The organism is Rhizobium sp. Root274 (genome assembly GCF_001429245.1).
GTDB lineage: Bacteria > Pseudomonadota > Alphaproteobacteria > Rhizobiales > Rhizobiaceae > Allorhizobium.
Genome location: NZ_LMJE01000001.1, coordinates 1570829 through 1590817, shown reverse-complemented (window position 1 = coordinate 1590817; position 19989 = coordinate 1570829). Strand labels below are relative to the sequence as shown.

19 protein-coding genes and 1 other RNA gene are annotated in these 19989 nt (G+C 62.5%); 6 read left to right on the top strand and 14 right to left on the bottom strand.

What is annotated here, in order from left to right; translation table 11 throughout:
- Positions 1–112: 112 nt before the first annotated feature.
- The 6 genes from truB to rimP form a co-directional block, all read right to left on the bottom strand.
- Positions 113–1042 carry a tRNA pseudouridine(55) synthase TruB gene (gene truB, locus ASE36_RS07915; protein WP_062277369.1) on the bottom strand — a complete coding sequence of 310 codons (930 nt, stop codon included), beginning with the start codon at positions 1040–1042 and terminating at the stop codon, positions 113–115.
- Between the two features lie 12 nt (positions 1043–1054).
- Entirely contained in the window at positions 1055–1459 is a 405-nt protein-coding gene (gene rbfA, locus ASE36_RS07910) for a 30S ribosome-binding factor RbfA (RefSeq protein ID WP_062278205.1), read from the bottom strand.
- Positions 1460–1627: 168 nt separating this feature from the next.
- Positions 1628–4348 (bottom strand): translation initiation factor IF-2, encoded by a 2721-nt coding sequence (gene infB / locus ASE36_RS07905; RefSeq protein WP_062277365.1) that lies wholly within the window; start codon positions 4346–4348, stop codon positions 1628–1630.
- 101 nt (positions 4349–4449) lie between these two features.
- Complete coding sequence (locus ASE36_RS07900; RefSeq protein ID WP_062277362.1) at positions 4450–5133, bottom strand: RNA-binding protein; 684 nt, start codon at positions 5131–5133, stop codon at positions 4450–4452.
- The gene (gene nusA / locus ASE36_RS07895) at positions 5133–6746 is read right to left on the bottom strand and encodes a transcription termination factor NusA (protein ID WP_062277360.1); all 1614 of its coding nucleotides are present in this window, start codon (positions 6744–6746) and stop codon (positions 5133–5135) included. Before nusA ends, ASE36_RS07900 begins: the two co-directional genes overlap by 1 nt.
- Positions 6747–6803: 57 nt before the next feature.
- Positions 6804–7412: a ribosome maturation factor RimP gene (gene rimP, locus ASE36_RS07890; protein WP_062278203.1), complete on the bottom strand. Its 609-nt coding sequence runs from the start codon at positions 7410–7412 to the stop codon at positions 6804–6806.
- Positions 7413–7650: 238 nt separating this feature from the next.
- Between rimP and ASE36_RS07885 the strand changes: the two genes are divergently transcribed.
- Positions 7651–9279, top strand: coding sequence for an MFS transporter (locus ASE36_RS07885; RefSeq protein WP_062277357.1), 1629 nt, complete (start codon positions 7651–7653; stop codon positions 9277–9279).
- Between the two features lie 13 nt (positions 9280–9292).
- On the opposite strand, the gene ASE36_RS07880 is transcribed toward ASE36_RS07885, so the two are convergent.
- Positions 9293–10552 (bottom strand): lytic murein transglycosylase, encoded by a 1260-nt coding sequence (locus ASE36_RS07880; protein WP_062277355.1) that lies wholly within the window; start codon positions 10550–10552, stop codon positions 9293–9295.
- A 23-nt stretch (positions 10553–10575) separates the two neighbouring features.
- Positions 10576–11181: a recombination mediator RecR gene (recR, locus tag ASE36_RS07875; protein ID WP_062277352.1), complete on the bottom strand. Its 606-nt coding sequence runs from the start codon at positions 11179–11181 to the stop codon at positions 10576–10578.
- A gap of 56 nt (positions 11182–11237) precedes the next feature.
- Here recR and ASE36_RS07870 point away from each other — a divergent pair, with 56 nt between their 5' ends.
- On the top strand, positions 11238–11858 hold the full coding sequence (locus tag ASE36_RS07870; protein ID WP_062277349.1) for an MOSC domain-containing protein: 621 nt from the start codon (positions 11238–11240) through the stop codon (positions 11856–11858).
- An 18-nt stretch (positions 11859–11876) separates the two neighbouring features.
- Here ASE36_RS07870 and ASE36_RS07865 read toward each other — a convergent pair whose 3' ends face one another.
- Positions 11877–12461 carry a TetR/AcrR family transcriptional regulator gene (locus ASE36_RS07865; RefSeq protein ID WP_062277347.1) on the bottom strand — a complete coding sequence of 195 codons (585 nt, stop codon included), beginning with the start codon at positions 12459–12461 and terminating at the stop codon, positions 11877–11879.
- A gap of 78 nt (positions 12462–12539) precedes the next feature.
- Between ASE36_RS07865 and ASE36_RS07860 the strand changes: the two genes are divergently transcribed.
- Positions 12540–13427, top strand: coding sequence for an alpha/beta fold hydrolase (locus tag ASE36_RS07860; RefSeq protein WP_062277344.1), 888 nt, complete (start codon positions 12540–12542; stop codon positions 13425–13427).
- Here ASE36_RS07860 and ASE36_RS07855 read toward each other — a convergent pair.
- From ASE36_RS07855 to ffs, 3 genes are all read right to left on the bottom strand, one after another.
- Positions 13424–13747, bottom strand: coding sequence for a YbaB/EbfC family nucleoid-associated protein (locus ASE36_RS07855; RefSeq protein WP_062277342.1), 324 nt, complete (start codon positions 13745–13747; stop codon positions 13424–13426). The two genes, ASE36_RS07860 and ASE36_RS07855, sit on opposite strands and share 4 nt — an antisense overlap.
- A 50-nt stretch (positions 13748–13797) precedes the next feature.
- Entirely contained in the window at positions 13798–15675 is a 1878-nt protein-coding gene (locus ASE36_RS07850; RefSeq protein WP_062277339.1) for a DNA polymerase III subunit gamma/tau, read from the bottom strand.
- An 80-nt stretch (positions 15676–15755) separates the two neighbouring features.
- Positions 15756–15852, bottom strand: an RNA gene (gene ffs / locus ASE36_RS07845) — signal recognition particle sRNA small type.
- Positions 15853–15942: 90 nt separating this feature from the next.
- Here ffs and ASE36_RS07840 point away from each other — a divergent pair.
- Both ASE36_RS07840 and nudC read left to right on the top strand, forming a co-directional pair.
- Positions 15943–16350 (top strand): HIT domain-containing protein, encoded by a 408-nt coding sequence (locus tag ASE36_RS07840; RefSeq protein ID WP_062277336.1) that lies wholly within the window; start codon positions 15943–15945, stop codon positions 16348–16350.
- Positions 16347–17306, top strand: coding sequence for an NAD(+) diphosphatase (gene nudC / locus ASE36_RS07835; protein ID WP_062277333.1), 960 nt, complete (start codon positions 16347–16349; stop codon positions 17304–17306). Before ASE36_RS07840 ends, nudC begins: the two co-directional genes overlap by 4 nt.
- 142 nt (positions 17307–17448) lie before the next feature.
- On the opposite strand, the gene ASE36_RS07830 is transcribed toward nudC, so the two are convergent.
- Complete coding sequence (locus ASE36_RS07830; RefSeq protein WP_082510893.1) at positions 17449–18300, bottom strand: prephenate dehydratase; 852 nt, start codon at positions 18298–18300, stop codon at positions 17449–17451.
- Positions 18301–18313: 13 nt separating this feature from the next.
- Positions 18314–19069 carry a 3-deoxy-manno-octulosonate cytidylyltransferase gene (locus ASE36_RS07825; protein WP_062277330.1) on the bottom strand — a complete coding sequence of 252 codons (756 nt, stop codon included), beginning with the start codon at positions 19067–19069 and terminating at the stop codon, positions 18314–18316.
- Between the two features lie 155 nt (positions 19070–19224).
- Here ASE36_RS07825 and ASE36_RS07820 point away from each other — a divergent pair, with 155 nt between their 5' ends.
- A complete protein-coding gene (locus tag ASE36_RS07820; RefSeq protein WP_062277327.1) occupies positions 19225–19920 on the top strand; it encodes a c-type cytochrome in 696 nt (231 codons plus the stop codon).
- Positions 19921–19989: the final 69 nt, after the last annotated feature.

Sequence of the window (19989 nt, the reverse complement as noted above, 5' to 3'; positions counted from 1 at the left end):
TCCAGCATTGGCCGTGAATGCATGCGCCATAGGCACAAGCTGGTGCCGCCTATACTCTATTCCCGGGCATAAGGAAAGATGCCAAAGAAAAGAGCAGGCGGCGGCAGATTTTTCAGTTGAACACCCGACGCGGATGAAACTCACCGCCGGCAATCTCGCCGATCGCAATCAGCTTGCTGCCGGATAGCGCCACCGCCTCGGGTTCGGAAACCGGCGCATCCCGTCCGCGCACGATGATCGGATTGCCCATCCGCAGTCGATGCGCCTGATCTTCGGTGATCCGAAGCTGGGGCAGGGCCGACAGCGCTTCCGCCGTATCGACGAGGAAGGCATCGAGTGCCGCGAGACGCTCGTCCTTGTCCTCGATCGCTTCGAGCGCGACGAGATCGGCGAGCGGCACCATCATCTCCTCGGCAAAGGGCGCAACATAGCTGCGGCGCAGCTCGGAGATATGGCCGTAGCAACCGAGGTCACGGCCGAAATCACGCGCAAGCGAGCGCACATAGGTGCCCTTGCCGCATTCCACTTCGAAAAAGGCCCGGTCGGCCTCGCATTTCAGCAGCGTCAGCCGGTGAACCTCGACCTCGCGCGACGGGATCTCGACCGTCTCGCCTTCCCGAGCAAGGTCGTAAGCGCGCTCGCCGGCGATCTTGATCGCGGAAAACTGCGGCGGGATCTGGTGGATGACACCCGTATAAGTCGGCAGCAGGGCGCGGATCGCTTCTTCGCTCGGACGCTGGTCGGAGCTCTCGGTCACTTCGCCCTCGAGGTCATCGGTCGAACGCTCTTCACCCCAGGTCACGGTGAATTCGTAGATCTTCCGCCCATCCATCACGTAAGGCACGGTCTTGGTCGCATCGCCGAGCGCGATCGGCAGCATGCCCGATGCCAGCGGATCGAGCGTGCCGGCATGTCCCGCCTTCTGGGCGTTGAACAGCCATTTGATCTTGCCAACCGCCTCGGTCGAACCGAAATCGACAGGCTTGTCGAGGATGAGCCAGCCCGAAATCGGACGGCCCTTGGGCTTTCTGGGTTTGGACATGGATGTCTTTTCTTAGTCTTGTTCGTCGTCGGAGCCGAGGTCGCGCTGAACCTCAGGCGAGCGAAGCAAAGCGTCGATCTTCTGGTAATTGTCGAAGCTGGTATCGTCGCGGAACCGCACTTCCGGCATATATTTCATCTGCCGAAGTTGCCCGCCGATCCGCCCGCGAATAAACTTCGCATGTTTGTTGAGCGCCGCGATGACGGCATCATGGTCGGAAACCCCAAGCGGCGCCACATAGGCGGTCGCCATCTTAAGATCCGGCGACATGCGCACTTCAGACACCGAAATCACCGTTTTTTCGATGACGTCGTCATTCACTTCCCCGCGCTGAAGCACCTGAGTGATGGCGGCACGCACCTGCTCGCCGACGCGCAGCATGCGCTGCGAAGGTGCCGAAGAGGTTGGTTTTGTCATGGTCGTCTTGCCTTTCGCATCGGTCATGCAGTCCACAAAGCGGTTGCGTCCGGATGCATCGGATGAAGTCGTCTGGAGCCGGCCTGTGGAACAGGCGGCACCTTCTCGAAATACAGCGAGCGCCGGAAGATCCGGCGCCCGAAGTAGATCGTGTCGAAGCGGCCGCGCTTAGAGCGTACGCGTGATGTGTTCCACGCGGAAGCACTCGATCGTGTCGCCGGCGCGGATGTCTTCGTAGTTTTCGAAGGCCATACCGCATTCCTGACCCATCGGCACTTCGGACACTTCGTCCTTGAAGCGCTTGAGCGTCTTGAGCTTGCCTTCGTGGATGACGACGTTGTCGCGCACCAGACGCACACCCGCACCACGTTCGACCTTGCCTTCGATGACCCGGCAACCCGCGACCTTGCCGGTCTTGGTGATGTTGAACACCTCGAGGATCTCGGCATTGCCGAGGAAGGTCTCGCGGCGCTCTGGAGAGAGCAGGCCCGACATCGCTGCCTTCACGTCATCCACCAGATCGTAGATGATGTTGTAGTAGCGGATCTCGATACCGCCACGCTCGGCTGCCGTGCGCGCCTGTGCATTGGCACGAACGTTGAAGCCGATGATCGCGGCGTCCGAAGACTCAGCCAGTGCGATATCCGATTCCGTGATGGCGCCCGCACCCGAATGGACGATCCGGGCCCGCACTTCGTCGGTGCCAAGCTTGTCGAGGGCAGCAACAATGGCTTCGACGGAACCCTGCACGTCACCCTTGATGACCAGCGGGAACTCCTTGAAGCCCGTGTTCTGCAGCTTGCTCATCATCTGTTCGAGCGAACCGCGCTGACCGGACTGGCGGGCAGCCGCCTTGTCGCGCGCCAGGCGCTGGCGGTACTCGGAGATTTCACGAGCGCGTGCCTCGTTTTCAACGACCGCAAAGCGGTCGCCGGCAGCAGGCGTACCCGACAGGCCGAGGATTTCGACCGGCATCGCCGGACCGGCTTCCTTGACGTGAGCACCCTGGTCGGTGACGAGCGCGCGAACGCGGCCCCACTGATCGCCGGCAACGATGATCTGGCCCGGCTTCAGTGTGCCCTTCTGGACGAGAACGGTCGCAACCGCGCCGCGGCCACGATCGAGCTGGGCTTCGATGACAACACCCTCGGCGGTTCGCGTCGGGTCGGCCTTGAGGTCGAGAATTTCGGCCTGCAGAAGCACGGCTTCGAGCAGCTTGTCGAGGTTGAGCTTGTTCTTCGCCGAAACTTCGACGTCGAGCACTTCACCGCCCATGGATTCGACGAAGACTTCATGCTGCAGAAGTTGCTGGCGAACCTTTTCGGGGTTTGCCTCATGCTTGTCGATCTTGTTGATCGCCACGATGATCGGCACATTGGCCGCCTTGGCGTGGTTGATCGATTCAATCGTCTGCGGCATCACGCTGTCGTCGGCTGCAACCACGAGGATCGCGATATCCGTCGCCTGGGCGCCACGGGCACGCATCGCGGTAAAGGCGGCGTGGCCGGGGGTATCGATGAAGGTGATCTTCTGGCCGTTCTGCTCGACCTGATAGGCGCCGATGTGCTGGGTGATGCCGCCGGCTTCGCCTGAAACGACCGAAGTCTTGCGGATCGCGTCCAAAAGCGAGGTCTTGCCGTGGTCAACGTGACCCATGATGGTGACGACCGGAGGACGCGATACCAGCTCGCCTTCGTCGTCCTTGACGTTGAAGATACCTTCTTCGACGTCGGATTCAGAGACGCGCTTGACGGTGTGGCCGAATTCGGTCGCGATGAGTTCGGCAAGGTCGGCGTCGATGACGTCGCCCGGCTTCATCATCTGGCCTTCCTTCATCAGGTACTTGATGACGTCGACGGCGCGCTCGGACATGCGCTGCGACAGTTCCTGAATGGTGATGGTCTCAGGCAGGATGACTTCGCGCATGACCTTTTCGCGCGTTTCCTGCATCTGGCTGCGGCGGAACTTCTCCTGCCGGCGGCGCATGGCAGACAGCGAACGGCCGCGCGACGTACCGTCGTCATCGACATTGGCGGTCGTAACGGTCAGCTTGCCACGGCGACGGTCTTCCTCGACCTTCGGACGGGCAGGCACCTTGGCGACGACAGGCATGGCGACCTTGCCACGGCCCGGAATTGTCCGGGGCGCAGCGCGGCCTTCATCCTCGTCATTTGTCTTGCTTCTGCGCACGAAGCCGGGCGCGCCGGGCTGCGGGATTGCCGTGCGGTTCACCGGAGCGGGCGCGGCAGCCACTGGCTCTGCAGTGGGCTCGGCGGCAACTTCCGGTTCCGGCTGCGGCTCGGGCTGCGGTTCTGCGGCGCGGCGTGCAGCTTCTTCGGCTGCCAGGCGAGCGGCTTCCTCGGCTTCGGCCTTGCGGCGCGCCTCTTCGATCACACGCTGCTTGGCTTCCTCGACTTCGCGAACCTGGGCTTCTGCCAGCGCGCGACGACGGGCTTCCATCTCGCCGGCCGACAGGTCGTGCAGCACGGCGCCGCGAGGACGCTCCTGCTGACGAGGCGGCTGCGAAGGCTGCGGGCGCTGCGGCTGCGAGGACTGAGGACGCTGCGGCTGCTGGGGACGCTGCGGCTGCGGCGTCGGCTGATGCACGCGGGTCGGCGTCGGGGTGGGGGCAGCGGCCGGGCGGGCAGCGACGGGTGCCGGTGCCTGAGCCTGTGCCGGGGCAGGTGCCTGAGCGGCAGGTGCTGCAATGGGTGTAATGGGCTTTTCGTCCAGCGGACGGGTCGGGCGGCGCTTCACCGTCTCGACGACGACCGACTTCGTACGGCCGCGCCCCATGTCCTGGCGCACGGTACCCTGGCTCAACCCCGAGGGCTTCAGGGTGAGTGTCTTCTTCACGCCGATTGTCTTGTCGTCTTTGTTGTCGGTCATTCCGTTCCCGTTCCTTCGAGCGAGGCCGGATGCCGAGCATCAGACCACGCCGTTCACATACTGTCCTAAACCACGGAGGCCGGCTTTCGCCGGTGACCGCGTCATTGTGGTTTCGGGCCAGCGCTCGAGACCTGCAGCACCGGGCCGCGATAGGTTTCGAGCAGAGTTGCGCGTTTCACTACACCTTCACCCGCCTGCCCTGCAAGCGCGCAAGCGTGCATAAACGCATTCTGGCCCATCAGTTCGTCCAATTCCGCCCCGCTCAGAAGATGGAATGCGGGAATTTCCGCATCGGCTCCTGTTCCGAGGTGCCAGGCCTTTCGGGCCTGGTCGATCTTTCTTACGCCGTCTGCCGCCGCGTCCTTCGAATGGAACACGGCGATCGCTTCTCCGCTTCTGACCGCTGCCTCAACCTTGGCAGCGCCATTGATGAACTGGCCGGCCTTGCGCGCCATGTTCATCATGCCCGTCAGCTGTGCGACCAGCAGACGGTCGACGGCAGCTCCGAGTTCCGGATCCGCCTTTACGTCTCGTTTCAGGGCGCGGGCGAAGAGCTTCTTCGCCACGGCCTTGTCCACCGCCTCGCGGCGGGGGCTTACCCAGCATCCCCGGCCCGGAAGCGTCCGCTTCAGGTCGGGAACGATCGTACCGTCAGGTGCCGCCACGAACCGCAACAGCGTATCGGGAGATCCGCTGTCACGGGTGACGATGCACATCCGTCCGTTCGCATCGGAGAGGTCGAAATCGTCCCCTGTCTCCGGCGCGTCGGGCGTCAGCGCGGTCATCACGCCTCTTGCTCGGCGTCGACTTCGCCTTCCACTTCGGCCTCAGCCGCTTCGGCAGCGAGATCTTCCTCGGTGATCCAGCCGGCCGACAGGCGCGCCTGCACGATCATGGCTTCCGCCTCGGCACGCGAGATGTCGAACTTCGAGAACAGACCCTCGAACTTCTTCGTCTCGCCATCCTTGCGTTCGCTCCAGCCGATCAGGTCGTCGGCTGCGCAGCCGGCAAAGTCCTCGATCGTCTTGATGCCGTCTTCGCCGAGCGCGACCATCATCGCCGAGGTCATGCCGTCGATCTGGCGCAACTCGTCGGCAACGCCGAGTTCGCGACGCTTGGCGTCCATTTCGGCCTCGATCTTGTCGAGATATTCGCGGGCGCGGGTCTGGATTTCCTGCGCCGTGTCTTCGTCGAAACCGTCGATCGAGGCGATTTCGTTCAGGTCCACATAGGCCACTTCTTCAACCTGCGCGAAGCCTTCCGAGGCCAGAACCTGGCCGACCATCTCGTCGACGTCGAGCGCATCCATGAACAGATTGGTGCGTTCGTTGAATTCCTTCTGGCGGCGTTCCGATTCCTCGGCTTCCGTCATGATGTCGATGTCCCAGCCAGTCAGCTGCGAGGCCAGACGCACGTTCTGACCGCGACGACCGATGGCGAGCGACAGCTGCTCGTCCGGAACCACGACTTCGATCCGCTCTGCGTCTTCGTCGAGAACGACCTTGGCCACTTCCGCCGGCTGCAGGGCGTTGACGATGAAGGACGCCGGATCCTGGCTCCACGGAATGATGTCGATCTTCTCGCCCTGAAGCTCGCCGACAACGGCCTGAACACGGCTACCGCGCATACCGACGCAGGCGCCGACCGGATCGATCGACGAGTCGTTCGAGATGACGGCGATCTTGGCGCGCGAACCCGGGTCACGGGCAACCGACTTGATCTGGATGATGCCATCGTAAATTTCCGGCACTTCCATGGTGAACAGCTTCACCATGAACTGCGGATGGGTACGCGACAGGAAGATCTGCGGGCCGCGCTGCTCGCGACGAACATCATATACGTATGCACGAACGCGATCGCCATAGCGGAAGGCTTCGCGCGGGATCATTTCGTCGCGACGGATGATGCCTTCGCCGCGGCCGAGGTCAACGATGACATTGCCGTATTCGACGCGCTTGACGGTGCCGTTGATGATCTCGCCGACGCGGTCCTTGAACTCGTCATACTGGCGATCACGCTCGGCTTCGCGCACCTTCTGCACGATGACCTGCTTGGCCGACTGCGCAGCGATACGACCGAAATCCATCGGCGGCAGTGGATCGGCGATGAAGTCGCCGAGCTTGGCGTCGACATTGCGGTCGCGGGCCAGTTCCAGTGCGATCTGGGTCGAGTAGTCCTCGACCTTTTCGACCACTTCGAGAAGACGCTGCAGGCGGATTTCGCCGGTCTTCGAGTTGATGTCGGCGCGGATATTGGTTTCCGTGCCGTAACGCGAACGGGCAGCCTTCTGGATCGCGTCGGCCATGGCGGCGAGCACGATTTCGCGGTCGATCACCTTTTCACGGGCAACGGCATCTGCGATCTGCAAGAGCTCGAGCCGGTTAGCACTGACTGCCATTGTCTTAGGTCTCCGTCTTCACACCCGGGCAACTGCCCTCGGGCTATGGTTCAAACGTTATTCTTCGCTGTCGTCTGCGTCGGTGTCTTCGTCGTTCTGGTTCGCGGCCTGCGCCTTGGCCAGCTTGTCGGCCCGAAGCGCGTCGCGGATCAGATCGTCCGTCAGAATGAGCTTGGCTTCCGCCAGCGTATTGAACGGGATCACCACCCGCGGCTCTTCGCCATAGGCAACCTGATCGCGTTCCAGCGTGAAGCCATCCTGGTTCACATCTGTGATCTTGCCGCGAAACCGCTTGCGGTTGTCCACCAGGATCGAGGTCTCGCACTTGACCAGATGGCCGTTCCAGCGCGTGAAATCGGACTTGCGCACCATCGGCCGGTCGATCCCCGGCGACGAAACTTCAAGGTGGTAAGCCTTGTCGACGGGATCTTCGACATCGAGCACCGGCGAGACGGCCATGGAAACGGCTTCGCAATCTTCGACGGTCATCGTGCCGTCGGTGCGCTCCGCCATGATCTGCAACGTCAGGCCGTTCTGGTTCATCATGCGCACGCGAACCAGGTTGAAATCCATCGCCGCGAGCACGGGCTCGATGATGTCGGCGATACGACGGTCAAGCCCCGTCTCGGTGATGATCCGTGCTTCGCCGGGTCCCGGCTGCGGCATCTGTTCGGACAATCGTTTTACTCCCGATTGGATACGATCGCCAATAAAAAAGAGCGGGTCCTTGCGGGCCCACCCTTCATCTGTCGATCAAGAATTTGAATGTCATATACGCCAGCGACCCGCAGATTGCAAGCTTTTCGCCGAGCTGAAAAACATTCTTGCCTTTGGCGCGTTCACCGTTGCAAGTTCACCCCCGGCTGCTTGCCAGCTCTCTCCCCCTCAAAGGACGAGCCCCCCCGTGCCCGACAGACGCTCCCCTCTTTCTCCCCTCAGCAACGAGTTCTACCGGCGGATCTGGCTTGCCAGCATATCCTCGAACCTCGGCGGGTTGATCCAGGGTGTCGGTGCGGCCTGGATGATGGCCTCGATCTCGACCTCGGAAAACATGGTGGCTCTCGTTCAGGCCTCCAACACCGGACCGATCATGCTGCTCTCGCTGATTGCCGGTGCCGTGGCCGACAGTTTCGACCGCCGCCGTGTGATGATCGCGGCCCAGCTCTTCATGATCACGGTCTCGGCGCTGCTCACTCTTTTTGCCTTTCTTGGCCTCATCACTCCCTGGGTGCTGCTCGGCTTCACCTTCCTGATCGGCTGCGGTACAGCGCTCAACAATCCGGCCTGGCAGGCCTCGGTCGGTGACATCGTTCCGCGCGAAGATCTCGCCGCCGCCGTCTCGCTCAACAGCATGGGCTTCAACATCACCCGCAGCGTCGGCCCCGCCATCGGCGGCATGATCGTTGCCTTTGCCGGCGCGGCGGCCGCCTTTGCCGCCAACACGCTCTCCTATTTCGCCATTGTCTACGCGCTCATCCGCTGGAAACCGAATTATCCGAAGAACCCTCTGCCGCGCGAACAGCTGGGTCAGGCCATCTGGGCCGGCCTGCGTTACGTCTCCATGTCGCCCAATCTCGGCAAGGTGCTGTTCCGCGGCTTCGTCTTCGGCCTGACCGCCACCGCCATCCTCTCTCTGCTTCCCATTGTCGCCCGCGACCAGCTGTCCGGCGGAGCCTTATCCTATGGCGGCCTGCTCGGCGCCTTCGGCTTCGGCGCCATTCTTGGCGCGCTCGGCAACCAGCGCCTGCGCGAAATCCTGTCGAGTGAGGATATCGTCCGCGCCTCCTTCGCCGGCTTTGCGGTCGCGGCCGCCGTCACCGGCATCAGCTCCTCGATCTGGCTGACGGCATTGGCCCTCGTGCTCGCAGGTGCCTGCTGGGTACTTGCCCTGTCGCTTTTCAACACGGTGGTCCAGCTCTCGACTCCGCGCTGGGTTGTCGGCCGTGCACTGTCGCTCTACCAGACTGCCACCTTCGGCGGTATGGCAACCGGCAGCTGGCTCTGGGGAACGGTCGCGGAAAATTCCGGCGCACCGGAGGCCCTCGTCGCCTCGAGCATCCTGATGATGGTTGGCGTCGCCATCGGCTTCTTCCTGCCCATGCCGACTTTCGCCACACTCGATCTCGACCCGCTCAACCGCTTCAACGAACCGTCACTCAGGCTCGATATCCGCCCGCGCAGTGGGCCGATCGTCATTCAGATCGATTTCGAGATTGCCGATGCCGATATGCCGGAGTTTCTGGCGGTCATGGTCGAGCGACGCCGCATCCGGCTCCGGGATGGAGCGCGCAACTGGACCCTCATGCGCGATCTGGAGAACCCTGACATCTGGACCGAGACCTACCACGTCCCGACCTGGGTGGATTACGTGCGCCACAATCACCGCCGCACCAAGGCGGATGCCGAGATCACCGACCGTCTTCTGGAGCTTCATCGCGGCGCATCCCCGCCGCATGTCCACCGCATGATCGAACGCCAGGCCATCCCGTCTTCGGACGACGTCTTCCACCAGCACCCGATCGATCACCCCTAGAAGGTTGGCTGGATCACCGCAGCTTCGATTTTAGCCCCTCGTTGGGATAGCAGGTCGGGCGCATGCCCTGCCGGGCCTGCCATTCGCCGAGCGAACGCCGTGTTTTGTAGCCGGGCAGCCCATCCACCTTGCCGACATCATAACCCTGCGCCACCAGCGCCTTCTGCATGGCGAGCACATCCGAGCGCAGCATCTTTCCAACATCTCCCCAGGCGCCCCTGAAGGCGCCGCCGCCGGAGCCGATCCGGTCGGCCAGGTTTCCGATGAACAGGGCATAGAGGTCGGAATTGTTGTATTCCTTGATCACGTAGAAATTCGGCGTGACAATGAATTCCGGCCCGTTTGTGCCGGCCGGCACCAGCATCATGGCCGACTGGCCGGTTTCGCTCGCCGGAAAACCCTTGCCCGAAACCCGCTTGATGCCTTCGCCGGCCCAGGCGGATACAAGCTTTGCCCGGTCGGGCCCTTCCTGCGCACAGGACACATCGTCCGGAATCGTCACCTCGTATCCCCAGTCGCGACCGCGCTGCCAGCCGCTCTTCACCAGATAATTGGCCATCGAGGCCAGCGCATCCGGCACCGAATTCCAGATGTCGCGCTTGCCGTCGCCATCGAAGTCAACGGCATATTTCAGATAGCTGCCCGGCATGAATTGCGGCTGCCCGAGCGCGCCCGCCCACGACCCCATCATGCGGTCTGCCGGCACGTCGCCGCTTTCGATGATGTGCAGCGCCGAGATCAGTTCCTGCTGGAAGAGCGGCTTTCGCGTCGACATGAAGGCTTTGGTCGCGAGCACGTCGATCGCACGGTACGGCAGTTTGGCCTTGCCATAACCGGATTCGCGACCCCAGATCGCCAGGAGCACCGAGCCCGGCACACCATAGCGCGCCTCGATCTTGCGCAGCGTCGACCCATATTGTCCGGAAAGCGCGCGTCCCGTCGCAGCCAATCCCTGCAATCGCTTCTCGGAAAAATAGCTGGCCGGCGAGGAGAATTCCGCCTGGGTTTGCGCCTGTTCCTTCGGCGGCGTGGTACCCGGCGGCACGAGATCCGGCAGATCCCATTTCAGCGTCGCGCCTTGCATCGTTTTGTCGAAGACGGATTTGCCGATGCCGCCGACTTTCGCTGCCTGCCAGAGATCGGTAGCAATCCAGCGCTGGAACTGCGCCTCGACCTCGCTCTTCGAAGGCGCAGCCGAAGCCGCGGTCGCAGAGGCAAAAATCAGGCCCGCGATCGTCAGCAGGCGGCCTGAAACGGAAAACAGTCGCAGCATGTAAAGCCTCCTCAAAGGAGCGGTCAGATTGCCGTTCTGGCGCGAAGCGCCGCCGACAGCGTGCCTTCGTCGAGATAGTCGAGTTCGCCACCCACGGGCACGCCATGAGCCAGCCGGGTGATCTTCACGTCCAGTCCCGCGAGATGATCGGTGATGTAATGCGCGGTCGTCTGCCCCTCGACGGTGGCATTGACGGCGATGATGATCTCGCGCACTCCGCCCTTCGCCACCCGGTCGATCAGACCCTTGATGTTGAGATCATCAGGCCCCACCCCATCGAGCGGTGAAAGCGTGCCGCCCAGAACGTGATAGGCGGCGTTCATCGCACCCGCCCGCTCCAGCGCCCAGAGGTCGGACACATCCTCGACGACGATGATGACAGACTGATCGCGCTGCACATCGGTGCAGACGGTGCAGGGATCGATCGTATCGATATTGCCGCAGCAGGAGCAGATCTTCACCTTGTCATAGGCTTCGCCCAGCGCATGGCCGAGCGGCCCCATCAACTGGTCGCGTTTCTTGATGAGGTGCAGCGCCGCCCGTCGCGCAGAGCGGGGCCCTAGCCCCGGCACTTTCGCCAGCAGCTGGATCAGCTTTTCGATTTCGGGACCGGTGACTCGTTTTGCCATGGCGGCGTTCTAGCCCATATAAGCAATAAACGGAATCGCAGAACAGGGACTGCCCGATGAAAATCCTCGCCATCTGCCTCGGCCGCCCCGAAATCCTGGCCGGCAAGAAATACAAGACCGGCATCAACAAGCTCGCCATCAGCGGACCGGTCATGCTCGACGCGGAAGGTCTTGTCGGCGACGCGATCCTCAACCGCAAACATCACGGCGGCGTCGATCAGGCCGTCTACATCCAGGGCAGCCTCGATATCGACTGGTGGAGCCGGGACCTCGGTCGCGAACTGCATTATGGCATGTTCGGCGAAAACCTTGTGATTTCAGATCTGGAGAGCCAGATGCTCGCCGCCGGTGACCGCTTCGCCTTCGGCGATATCCTGCTCGAAATCACCTCGCCTCGCATGCCCTGCGCAACCTTTGCCGCCCATATGGGCGATCCGAAGATCGTCAAGCGTTACACACAGGCCGCCCGCCCGGGTGCCTATGCCCGGGTGCTCCAAGGCGGAATGGTCGAGGCTGGCCAGCCTGTCACCTACACCGCCTATGTCGGCGAGCGCGTCACGATGGCGGACATGATGGCGACCTACGGCCGTAAACTCAGCGTCGCAGATCGCGCCCGCTACCTCTCAGCCCCCGTCCATTACAAGACCCGGGAAGCCATTCTCGCTGGCGAGATGTGAGCCTTCGGTTCAGGGCATTTATGTCGATGCACCCGACACGGCAGAGCGGACCAGCGCCTGCGCGGCAAGCCCGGCTTCGTTGAAATAGTCCGGATCGCGATAGAGCATGGCCTGACTGAAGGCGCCGTCGATCAGGAGGCAAACCTGTCTGGCGACGCGCCCTGGCTCCGACACGCCGTTCTCGGTCAAGATCTCCGCAAACCATGCTTCGACACGTTTTTTGTGCTCAACACCGATCTTGAGGGCCGGATGCCCCGGCTGGTTGACCAGTTCCGCCGCCGTGCGCAGGAAGCCGCAGCCCTTCCATCCCGGCTTCCCGGCCTCGGCTTCAAGGTGGTCGAAGATCGCGCCGATCCGTTCTTCGACCCCACCCTCGGCCGCCGCATACCACGCCTGATACCGCTGCAGATTGGGATGATCGCGCAGCCGAAGATAATCGGCGACCAGCTCATCCTTGCTGGTGAAGTGGTAATAGAGCGACCGCTTCGTCAGCCCCGCCGCCTCGGCCACCGCATCGACACTTACCGCGCGAATACCCTCGCGGTAGAACAGCCGGTTGGCGGCATCGATGATCTTCTCGCGGGTGGTGCGTTCGCTGCCCATGCGACGAATGTATACTGACCAGTGAGTATACACAACGAGCAAAACGCGTGATGCTGGCAGCACAATCGGGAGGCCAGCATGGATGGGGAAGAGATCGAGATCAGCTGCGAAGATGGCATCCGCTTAAGGGGCCATCTCTGGCCGTGCCCGGATCCTTCAGCAGCCATCGTCATCATCAACGCCGCCACCGGTGTCGCCGCGCGGTTCTACCATGCCTATGCGCGCTTCCTCGCCGCCCACGACTTCCACGTCATCACCTATGATTATCGCGGCATCGGCCAGTCGCAACCGGAAACGTTGAAAGGCATTGACTTCCGCTGGCGCGATTGGGGCGAGAAGGATTTCGATGCCGTCCTCGCCTTCGCCGCCGAACATTTCCCGCAAAGCCCAGTCTTCGTCGTCGGCCATTCGATCGGCGGCTTCCTGCCCGGGTATGCGGCGCGCGCACAGCGCATCCGCCGGATGCTGACGATCGGCGCGCAATACGCCTTCTGGCCCGACTACCGACCGGCGATGCGCTTGCGTTATCTAATGAAATGGCACCTCGTGATGCCGGCTTTGACAATGCTGCTGGGTTATTTCCCCGGCCGCAGGCTCGGCTGGCTCGAAGATCTACCAAAAGGCGTCGCCCTCGAATGGGCCTTTCGCGGCCGCCGCATAGAAAGGGGCTATACCCCACAGGAGGCTGCGGACCTGCGCTCGCGCTTCTCGGCCGTTGCGGCCGAAATCCTGGCGCTCAGCGTGACGGATGACGATTTCGCCACCCCGTCCGCCATGCGTCGCGTCGCGTCCTACTACGACGGCGCGACCGTTGAGAAGGTCATGCTGCGGCCCGAAGATGTCGGCGCCTCGGAAGTCGGCCATTTCGACCTCTTCCGGTCGCGCCACGAAAACGGCTTCTGGCTCGACACACTCTTATGGTTGCGCGAAGGCGTAAATCCCTGGCCGCATCGCCGGCTCGATTAGAACGGCAGCTTCATGCCCGGCGGCAGCGGAATGCCTGCCGTGACAGATGCCATCTTTTCCTGGGTCTGTGCTTCCACCTTGTCCTTGGCGTCCTTGTGAGCCGCCACGATCAAGTCTTCAAGGATCTCGACATCGTCTTCGTTGAACAGCGACGGATCGATCTTGACGCTGCGCAGTTCGCCCTTGCCGGTGAGCACCACGGTCACCAGGCCGCCGCCGGACTTGCCTTCGATTTCGAGTGCGGCGATTTCCGCCTGCATCTTCTCCATCTTGCCCTGCATTTCCTTGACCTTGCCCATCATGCCCATGATGTCGCGCATCGTCGTCTCCTTGGTCTGGTGTCGATTGGTTTCTGGCGCGCGTGACGCCCTTAGAATTCGATATCGTCGCCCGGAAGAATGTCGCCTTCCGCCGATTCCGCTGCCGCCGGCGGTGCAATCAGCGTGTCGTCTTCCTCGATCTCGCTGGCCTTGATCCTGACATCTGTGATCTTGGCGCCGGGAAAACGCGACAGGATCGCGGCGACATCTGGGTCCTGCCGGGCGTCGAGCAGACGGGCCGCGCGTGTCGAATTCTCCACCTCGACCAGCGTCGGCAAGCCGGCTTCGTTCGACAGCGTCACCCACCAGGTAATCCCCGTCCACTCCGTCAGCCTGAGCTTCAACTCGTTGACGATCGTCGGTGGGCACTGCGCTTCAAGCCGGATTTCCAGCCGGCCCGGCTCGATCTTCACCAGATGCACGAACTGGCGTAGCTGCGCCCGCAGCACCGGGCTCCTGTTCTTGGTGCAGAGGTCGGCAATGTCGTCGAGCGAATTGACCTGCACCAGCATCGCCGGCGCGTCCTGCGCCTTCGGCTGCACCGTCTCCATGCCGCGCGGCAGGGCATCGCCCGCCGGCACGCTCTGCAGATGCGCCACCGGCTGGCTCATTGCCGGGCGAGGTGCAGTGTCCGACGAAGGCTGAGCCACCGCCTGCACGCGCATCGCCATCGAGGCGCCACCACCACCGCCATTCGGGCGCGGTGCAGAGGGCGCGCTCTCGCCGCCGTCGCCGTTCGAAAGTTCCAGCAGGCGTCGCGCCGCATCCTCGGGAGAAGGCAGATGTGCTGCATGCGCGAGCCGGATCAGCACCATTTCCGCAGCTCCGGCCGGGCGGGAAGAGGCCTCGACTTCAGGAATGCCCTTCAGCAGCATCTGCCACATGCGCGACAGCGTGGTGACGGCCACACTGTCGGCCATCTCTCCGCCCCGCACCCGTTCGGCTTCACTGAGCGACGGGTCCTGCGAGGCAGACGGGATATATTTGAGCCGCGTCACCAGATGGGTGAAGTCGGCAAGATCGGTCAGCACCACCGACGGGCTTGCCCCCGCCTCATACTGGCTGGCGAATTCCGAAAGCGCTGCTGCCACGTCGCCGCGCACCACCTGCTCGAAGAGATCGACGATGCGCGCCCGGTCGGCGAGCCCCAGCATCGACCTGACAGCGTCCGCATGCACCACGCCGCCGCCATGGGCAATCGCCTGGTCGAGAAGCGACAACCCGTCACGCGCCGAACCTTCTGCGGCGCGCGCAATCATCGCCAGCGCCTCTTCCTCGACCTCGATGCCTTCCTTCGATGCAATGGTCGAAAACAACCCGACGAGATCGCCGGCACTGATCCGGCGCAGGTCGAAACGCTGGCAGCGCGAGAGAACCGTGATCGGAACCTTGCGGATTTCGGTCGTCGCGAAGATGAATTTCACATGCTCGGGCGGCTCTTCCAGCGTCTTCAACAATCCGTTGAAGGCGGCTGTCGACAGCATATGCACTTCGTCGATGATGTAGACCTTGTAGCGCGCTGAAACCGGGCGATAGCGCACCTGCTCGATGATTTCCCGGATATCGTCGATACCCGTATGCGAGGCCGCGTCCATCTCGATCACGTCGACATGGCGGCCTTCCATGATCGCCTGGCAATGCTCGCCGGGGATACGCAGGTCGATCGTTGGCTTGTCGATTTCGGCGGTCTTGTAATTAAGTGCGCGTGCCAGAATGCGCGCTGTCGTCGTCTTGCCCACGCCGCGCACGCCGGTCAGCATATAGGCCTGCGCAATACGCCCGGTCTCGAACGCATTGGTGAGCGTCTTGACCATCGGCTCCTGGCCGACCATCAGGTCGGTAAAGTCCTTGGGACGATATTTGCGGGCGAGAACGCGGTAACCGCCGGGGGCGGCCTTGGCCTCTGCTGTGGGCTCCAAATCGCTCATCGCGCTGCCAGCTTCCCCTTGCCGCCCAAAGCCGGGCATGGCACGGCCCCTGTCGAAAAAAGGCCGGAAATGAAGATGAGGTGGGAGGCTGGCACGATGACCCGTGCCGCGCTCGTTGGGGCTGCTTCCTTCCGGACCTGACCCGGTTGGCGAGTGGCTCGTCCACCACCAACCTCCCGAGGAGACATATCGGCAATAACGCTGCCAAATGCAAGCCAAGCCGGAAAAAAACTGCTAGGCTTTCTAAAAACGAAAGGGAGAGAAGCCTTGCAGCCATTCGTCCTCGACGCGCGCCTTGCGGAGGATAGCGTGTCGATCCTCAAACTCGGCCTGTGTGACCTGAGGCTCGCCAAGGACAGCCGCTGGCCCTGGCTGATCCTCGTGCCCCAGCGCACCAATGTCTCCGAAGTCTTTGATCTCACGCCACTCGACCAGGCCATGCTGACCTTCGAACAGGTCACCGTTGGCGCCGCCCTGAAACAGGTGACGGGCGCCGACAAGATCAACATCGCCGCCATTGGCAATATCGTCCGGCAACTCCATGTTCATGTCGTTGCCCGCACCGAGAACGATCCCAATTGGCCGAAACCGATCTGGGGTTACGGCACATCCGTCCCTTACGACCAGGCCGCCTTCGACGACATGAAAACCCGGATCCTTGAAGCTCTCCAATGAGAAATTCCATTTTTTCCAGCCGCGCCCCCCATCTGGAACCCAGCGAACTCACCGCCTTTTCCGGCAACCGGCTGAACCGCGACAGCGAGCACCGCGACGAGACCTCGCTTGCATCAGCGCTGAAGGTCGAGGGCACCCATATCCTCGCCTTTTCCGGCACCCAGCTGGTGCTGAAACATGACGGCCAAATCCTCGATCCGCTGTTTGCGCCTTACGAGCTTGCCGCCCTGCAGCCGAATTTCGACGACGCCATCCTGCTTGGCCACCAGGCAAGCGGCGAGCCGCGATTGGCCGTCCCCGTCGCGCTGAAACCGGAAGACCTCTCGGCCGAGTTCAAACCAGCCGATCCCCGCGCTCTGTTCCGTGATGCGCTCGTTGGCGAGGATCTGCTCGGCGAAGTCGCCCAGGCGCTGAGCCTCCTGCGGTGGAATGCCGACAACAAGTTTTGCGGCCGCTGCGGCGCCGCCATGGAAGGTCGCATCGGCGGCTACAAGCGCGTGTGCACGGGCTGTGCCCACGAGATCTTCCCGCGCACCGATCCCGTCGTCATCATGCTCATCGTGGACGAAAAGAAGGATCGCTGCCTCCTGGGTCGAAGCCCACGTTTCCCGGCCGGCATGTATTCGTCTCTTGCCGGTTTCATCGAGCCGGGCGAGACGATCGAAAACGCCGTGCGCCGCGAAACCCGCGAAGAATCCGGCATCACCGTCGGCCGCGTCCGCTACCACGCCTCGCAACCCTGGCCGATGCCGCACCAGCTGATGCTGGGTTGCTACGGCGAGGCGACGACGACGGAGATCACCTTCGATTCCGTCGAGCTCGAGGATTGTCGCTGGTTCACCCGTGGCGAGATCGCCACCATGCTGCAGGAAGGCTCCTTCGAAGGCCGGACGCTCCCGATCGAAGGCACGATCGCCCGCCGCCTGATCACCGACTGGTACGAATTGCGGCATTGAGCCATTCCAGCAAAAGTGGGAACCGGTTTTGCGCCTGGAATGGCGCAGCAATCGACCATGCCATTCCAGCAAAAGTGGGAACCGGTTTTGCACCTGGAATGGCGCAGCAATCGTCTGAGCCGCCGCCATTGAGCTTTCGCTTTTAGAGCTTGCCCCGCATTTCATGCGCCTTGTACACGCCCAGAATATGCACCTTCTCGGAGAAGAAACGCAGCTCCTCGAGCGCGCGTTTCACCGGTGCATCCTCCGGATGCCCTTCGATATCGGCATAGAACTGGGTGGCGATGAACTTGCCGCCGATCTGGTAGCTTTCGAGCTTGGTCATGTTGACGCCGTTCGTGGCAAAGCCGCCCATCGCCTTGTAGAGGGCGGCCGGAATATTGCGCACGTTAAACACGAAAGTGGTGATGAAGCGTTCTTCGGGGCTCGTCCGCTTCGGCTCTGCCTCGTCCCGCGAGAGCACCACGAACCGGGTCACGTTGTTCTCGGAATCCTCGACATTCTCGGCAAGAATATCGAGCCCGTAGAGCGAGGCCGCAAGCCGGGGTGCGAGCGCCGCCATGCTGCGGTCGCCCTTTTCCGCCACCTGCTTGGCAGCCCCCGCCGTGTCACCCGCCACCACGGCCTTCCAGCCATGGCTGCGGATGATCTTGCGGCATTGGCCGAGCGCATGGATATGGCTGTGCACTGTTCGGATTTCGTCCAGCTTCACCCCCGGCAGCACCATCAGCTGAAAGCGGATCGGCATGAAGTATTCGCCGACGATATGCAGGCGCGACAGTGGCAGCAGGTAGTGGATGTCGGCAACGCGACCGGCCAGCGTGTTCTCGATCGGGATCATCGCCAGATCCACGTCGCCCGTCTCCAGCGCCACGAAGGCATCCTCGAAAGTCGGGCAGGGCAGGGGCTCCATGGTCGGGAACATGTCGCGGCAGGCCATGTCGGAATTGGCGCCGAAGTCGCCCTGGAAGGAAATCTTGTTCGTGGGGGCCAAGAGAATGAGGTCCTTAATTGGAGGAGGCCGAAAGGATCAGCCGGGCCTTGTCGAGATCGGCTTGCGTATCGACACCGAGCGGCACGGTCTTCACCACCTCGACATCGATACGCATGCCGGCTTCCAGCGCGCGCAACTGTTCAAGCGATTCCCGCTTTTCCAGCGTCGAGGGCGAAAGGGCAACGAAGCGTTCGAGGGCAGCCCGTCGATAGGCGTAAAGGCCGATGTGGTGATAGAGTGGGCCGGCCCCATGCGGTGCCGTCGCGCGGGTAAAATAAAGCGCCCTGAGGCGGCTGTCAGAAATGGGCGAACCGACCACCTTCACAACATTCGGATTGGTCTTCTCGTGCTCGTCGACGATCTCGACCGTCAGCGTCGCGATGTCGACTGCCGGATCCTCAAGCGGTCGCAAGGCTGCGCGAATGGTCTCCGGATCGATGGTCGGCAGGTCGCCTTGGACATTGATCACGATCTTCGCCCGCCCTTCCGGGTCGACCTTGGTCAGCGCCTCGAAGATCCGGTCCGAGCCCGACTGGTGGTCGGCGCGCGTCATCACCACCTCGTAACCTGCGGCTTCCACCACGTCGAAGGTGCGCTGGTCGTCAACCGCCACGATGATTCGCCCGACATCGGCCTCTTCGGCGCGTTTGGCCACCTGAACGATCATCGGCAGGCCGGCGATATCGGCGAGCGGCTTGCCCGGCAAACGGGTGGATGCGAGGCGGGCGGGGATGAGGACCAGCGTTTCGCCGCCTTTGCCGTTATTCATTGTCCTAACCCCTTCAAATCACCGCACAGAAGTGTCAAAAAGTCCCAGTTGCGGGACCATAATCGTGTTGCATGTGTTATGCAAAAGACATAGGTTCCGCGCGATTTCAAGATCGTCCGGTTGCTGATCGGCTGGCTGCATGGGGAGCTTTGCAGATGAACTCTAATATGAACATGGCCGTTGGTGCCTTGCTTGGCACCGTTTTCGTGCTGATGTCTGTGTCCATCGCCTCGGAAGGTATCTTCCATTCGGAAGTGCCGGAGAAGGAAGGCTTCGCTATCGTGGCAGAAGCCACCGAAGCACCGGCTGCAGAAGAAGCCGCGGCTGCAACGCCGATCGCCGTGCTGCTGGCCAGCGCCGATGCCAAGGCCGGCGAGGGCACTTTCAAGAAATGTGCGAGCTGTCATAGCATCGAGAAGGGCGGACCGAACAAGGTCGGTCCTGACCTCTGGGGCGTCGTCGGCCGTCCGATCGCCAGCCACGAAGGCTTCAGCTATTCGGCAGCCATCACCGAATTCTCCAAGGGCAACTCGGAGCATTGGACGTTTGACCACCTCAATGCCTTCCTGACCGCACCGAAGAAGCATATCCCGGGCACGGCCATGGGCTTCGCCGGTATCAAGAAGGACGACGAGCGCGCCAGCCTGATCGCCTATCTGAACACCCAGTCGGATAGCCCGCTGCCGCTGCCGGCACCCGACGCTGCGGCCGCACCCGCCGCCGATGCTGCTGCACCGGCCGATGCAGCTGCTGCACCGGCAGAAGCTCCGGCTGAAGCGGCTCCTGCCGCGCCGGCAGAGGCACCTGCCGCTCCGGCAGAACCGGCCCCGGCTCAGCCTGCAACGCCGTAATCGGCAAAGACGGATCGTTTCAGATCCTGTCAAATGGATCGCCCGGCCCTCGTGGTCGGGCGTTTTCGT

What these genes read in the sequence shown, in the direction of transcription:
- ASE36_RS07860 (WP_062277344.1), top strand. Translation starts at nt 12,540, where the DNA reads ATGGATGGGGAAGAGATCGAGATCAGCTGCGAAGATGGCATCCGCTTA.
- ASE36_RS07900 (WP_062277362.1), bottom strand. Translation starts at nt 5,133, where the DNA reads ATGACCGCGCTGACGCCCGACGCGCCGGAGACAGGGGACGATTTCGAC.
- ASE36_RS07880 (WP_062277355.1), bottom strand. Translation starts at nt 10,552, where the DNA reads ATGCTGCGACTGTTTTCCGTTTCAGGCCGCCTGCTGACGATCGCGGGC.
- nudC (WP_062277333.1), top strand. Translation starts at nt 16,347, where the DNA reads ATGAGAAATTCCATTTTTTCCAGCCGCGCCCCCCATCTGGAACCCAGC.
- rbfA (WP_062278205.1), bottom strand. Translation starts at nt 1,459, where the DNA reads ATGACAAAACCAACCTCTTCGGCACCTTCGCAGCGCATGCTGCGCGTC.
- ASE36_RS07870 (WP_062277349.1), top strand. Translation starts at nt 11,238, where the DNA reads ATGAAAATCCTCGCCATCTGCCTCGGCCGCCCCGAAATCCTGGCCGGC.
- infB (WP_062277365.1), bottom strand. Translation starts at nt 4,348, where the DNA reads ATGACCGACAACAAAGACGACAAGACAATCGGCGTGAAGAAGACACTC.
- nusA (WP_062277360.1), bottom strand. Translation starts at nt 6,746, where the DNA reads ATGGCAGTCAGTGCTAACCGGCTCGAGCTCTTGCAGATCGCAGATGCC.
- ASE36_RS07855 (WP_062277342.1), bottom strand. Translation starts at nt 13,747, where the DNA reads ATGCGCGACATCATGGGCATGATGGGCAAGGTCAAGGAAATGCAGGGC.
- truB (WP_062277369.1), bottom strand. Translation starts at nt 1,042, where the DNA reads ATGTCCAAACCCAGAAAGCCCAAGGGCCGTCCGATTTCGGGCTGGCTC.
- ASE36_RS07865 (WP_062277347.1), bottom strand. Translation starts at nt 12,461, where the DNA reads ATGGGCAGCGAACGCACCACCCGCGAGAAGATCATCGATGCCGCCAAC.
- ASE36_RS07825 (WP_062277330.1), bottom strand. Translation starts at nt 19,069, where the DNA reads ATGAATAACGGCAAAGGCGGCGAAACGCTGGTCCTCATCCCCGCCCGC.
- ASE36_RS07850 (WP_062277339.1), bottom strand. Translation starts at nt 15,675, where the DNA reads ATGAGCGATTTGGAGCCCACAGCAGAGGCCAAGGCCGCCCCCGGCGGT.
- rimP (WP_062278203.1), bottom strand. Translation starts at nt 7,412, where the DNA reads ATGCCGCAGCCGGGACCCGGCGAAGCACGGATCATCACCGAGACGGGG.
- recR (WP_062277352.1), bottom strand. Translation starts at nt 11,181, where the DNA reads ATGGCAAAACGAGTCACCGGTCCCGAAATCGAAAAGCTGATCCAGCTG.
- ASE36_RS07820 (WP_062277327.1), top strand. Translation starts at nt 19,225, where the DNA reads ATGAACTCTAATATGAACATGGCCGTTGGTGCCTTGCTTGGCACCGTT.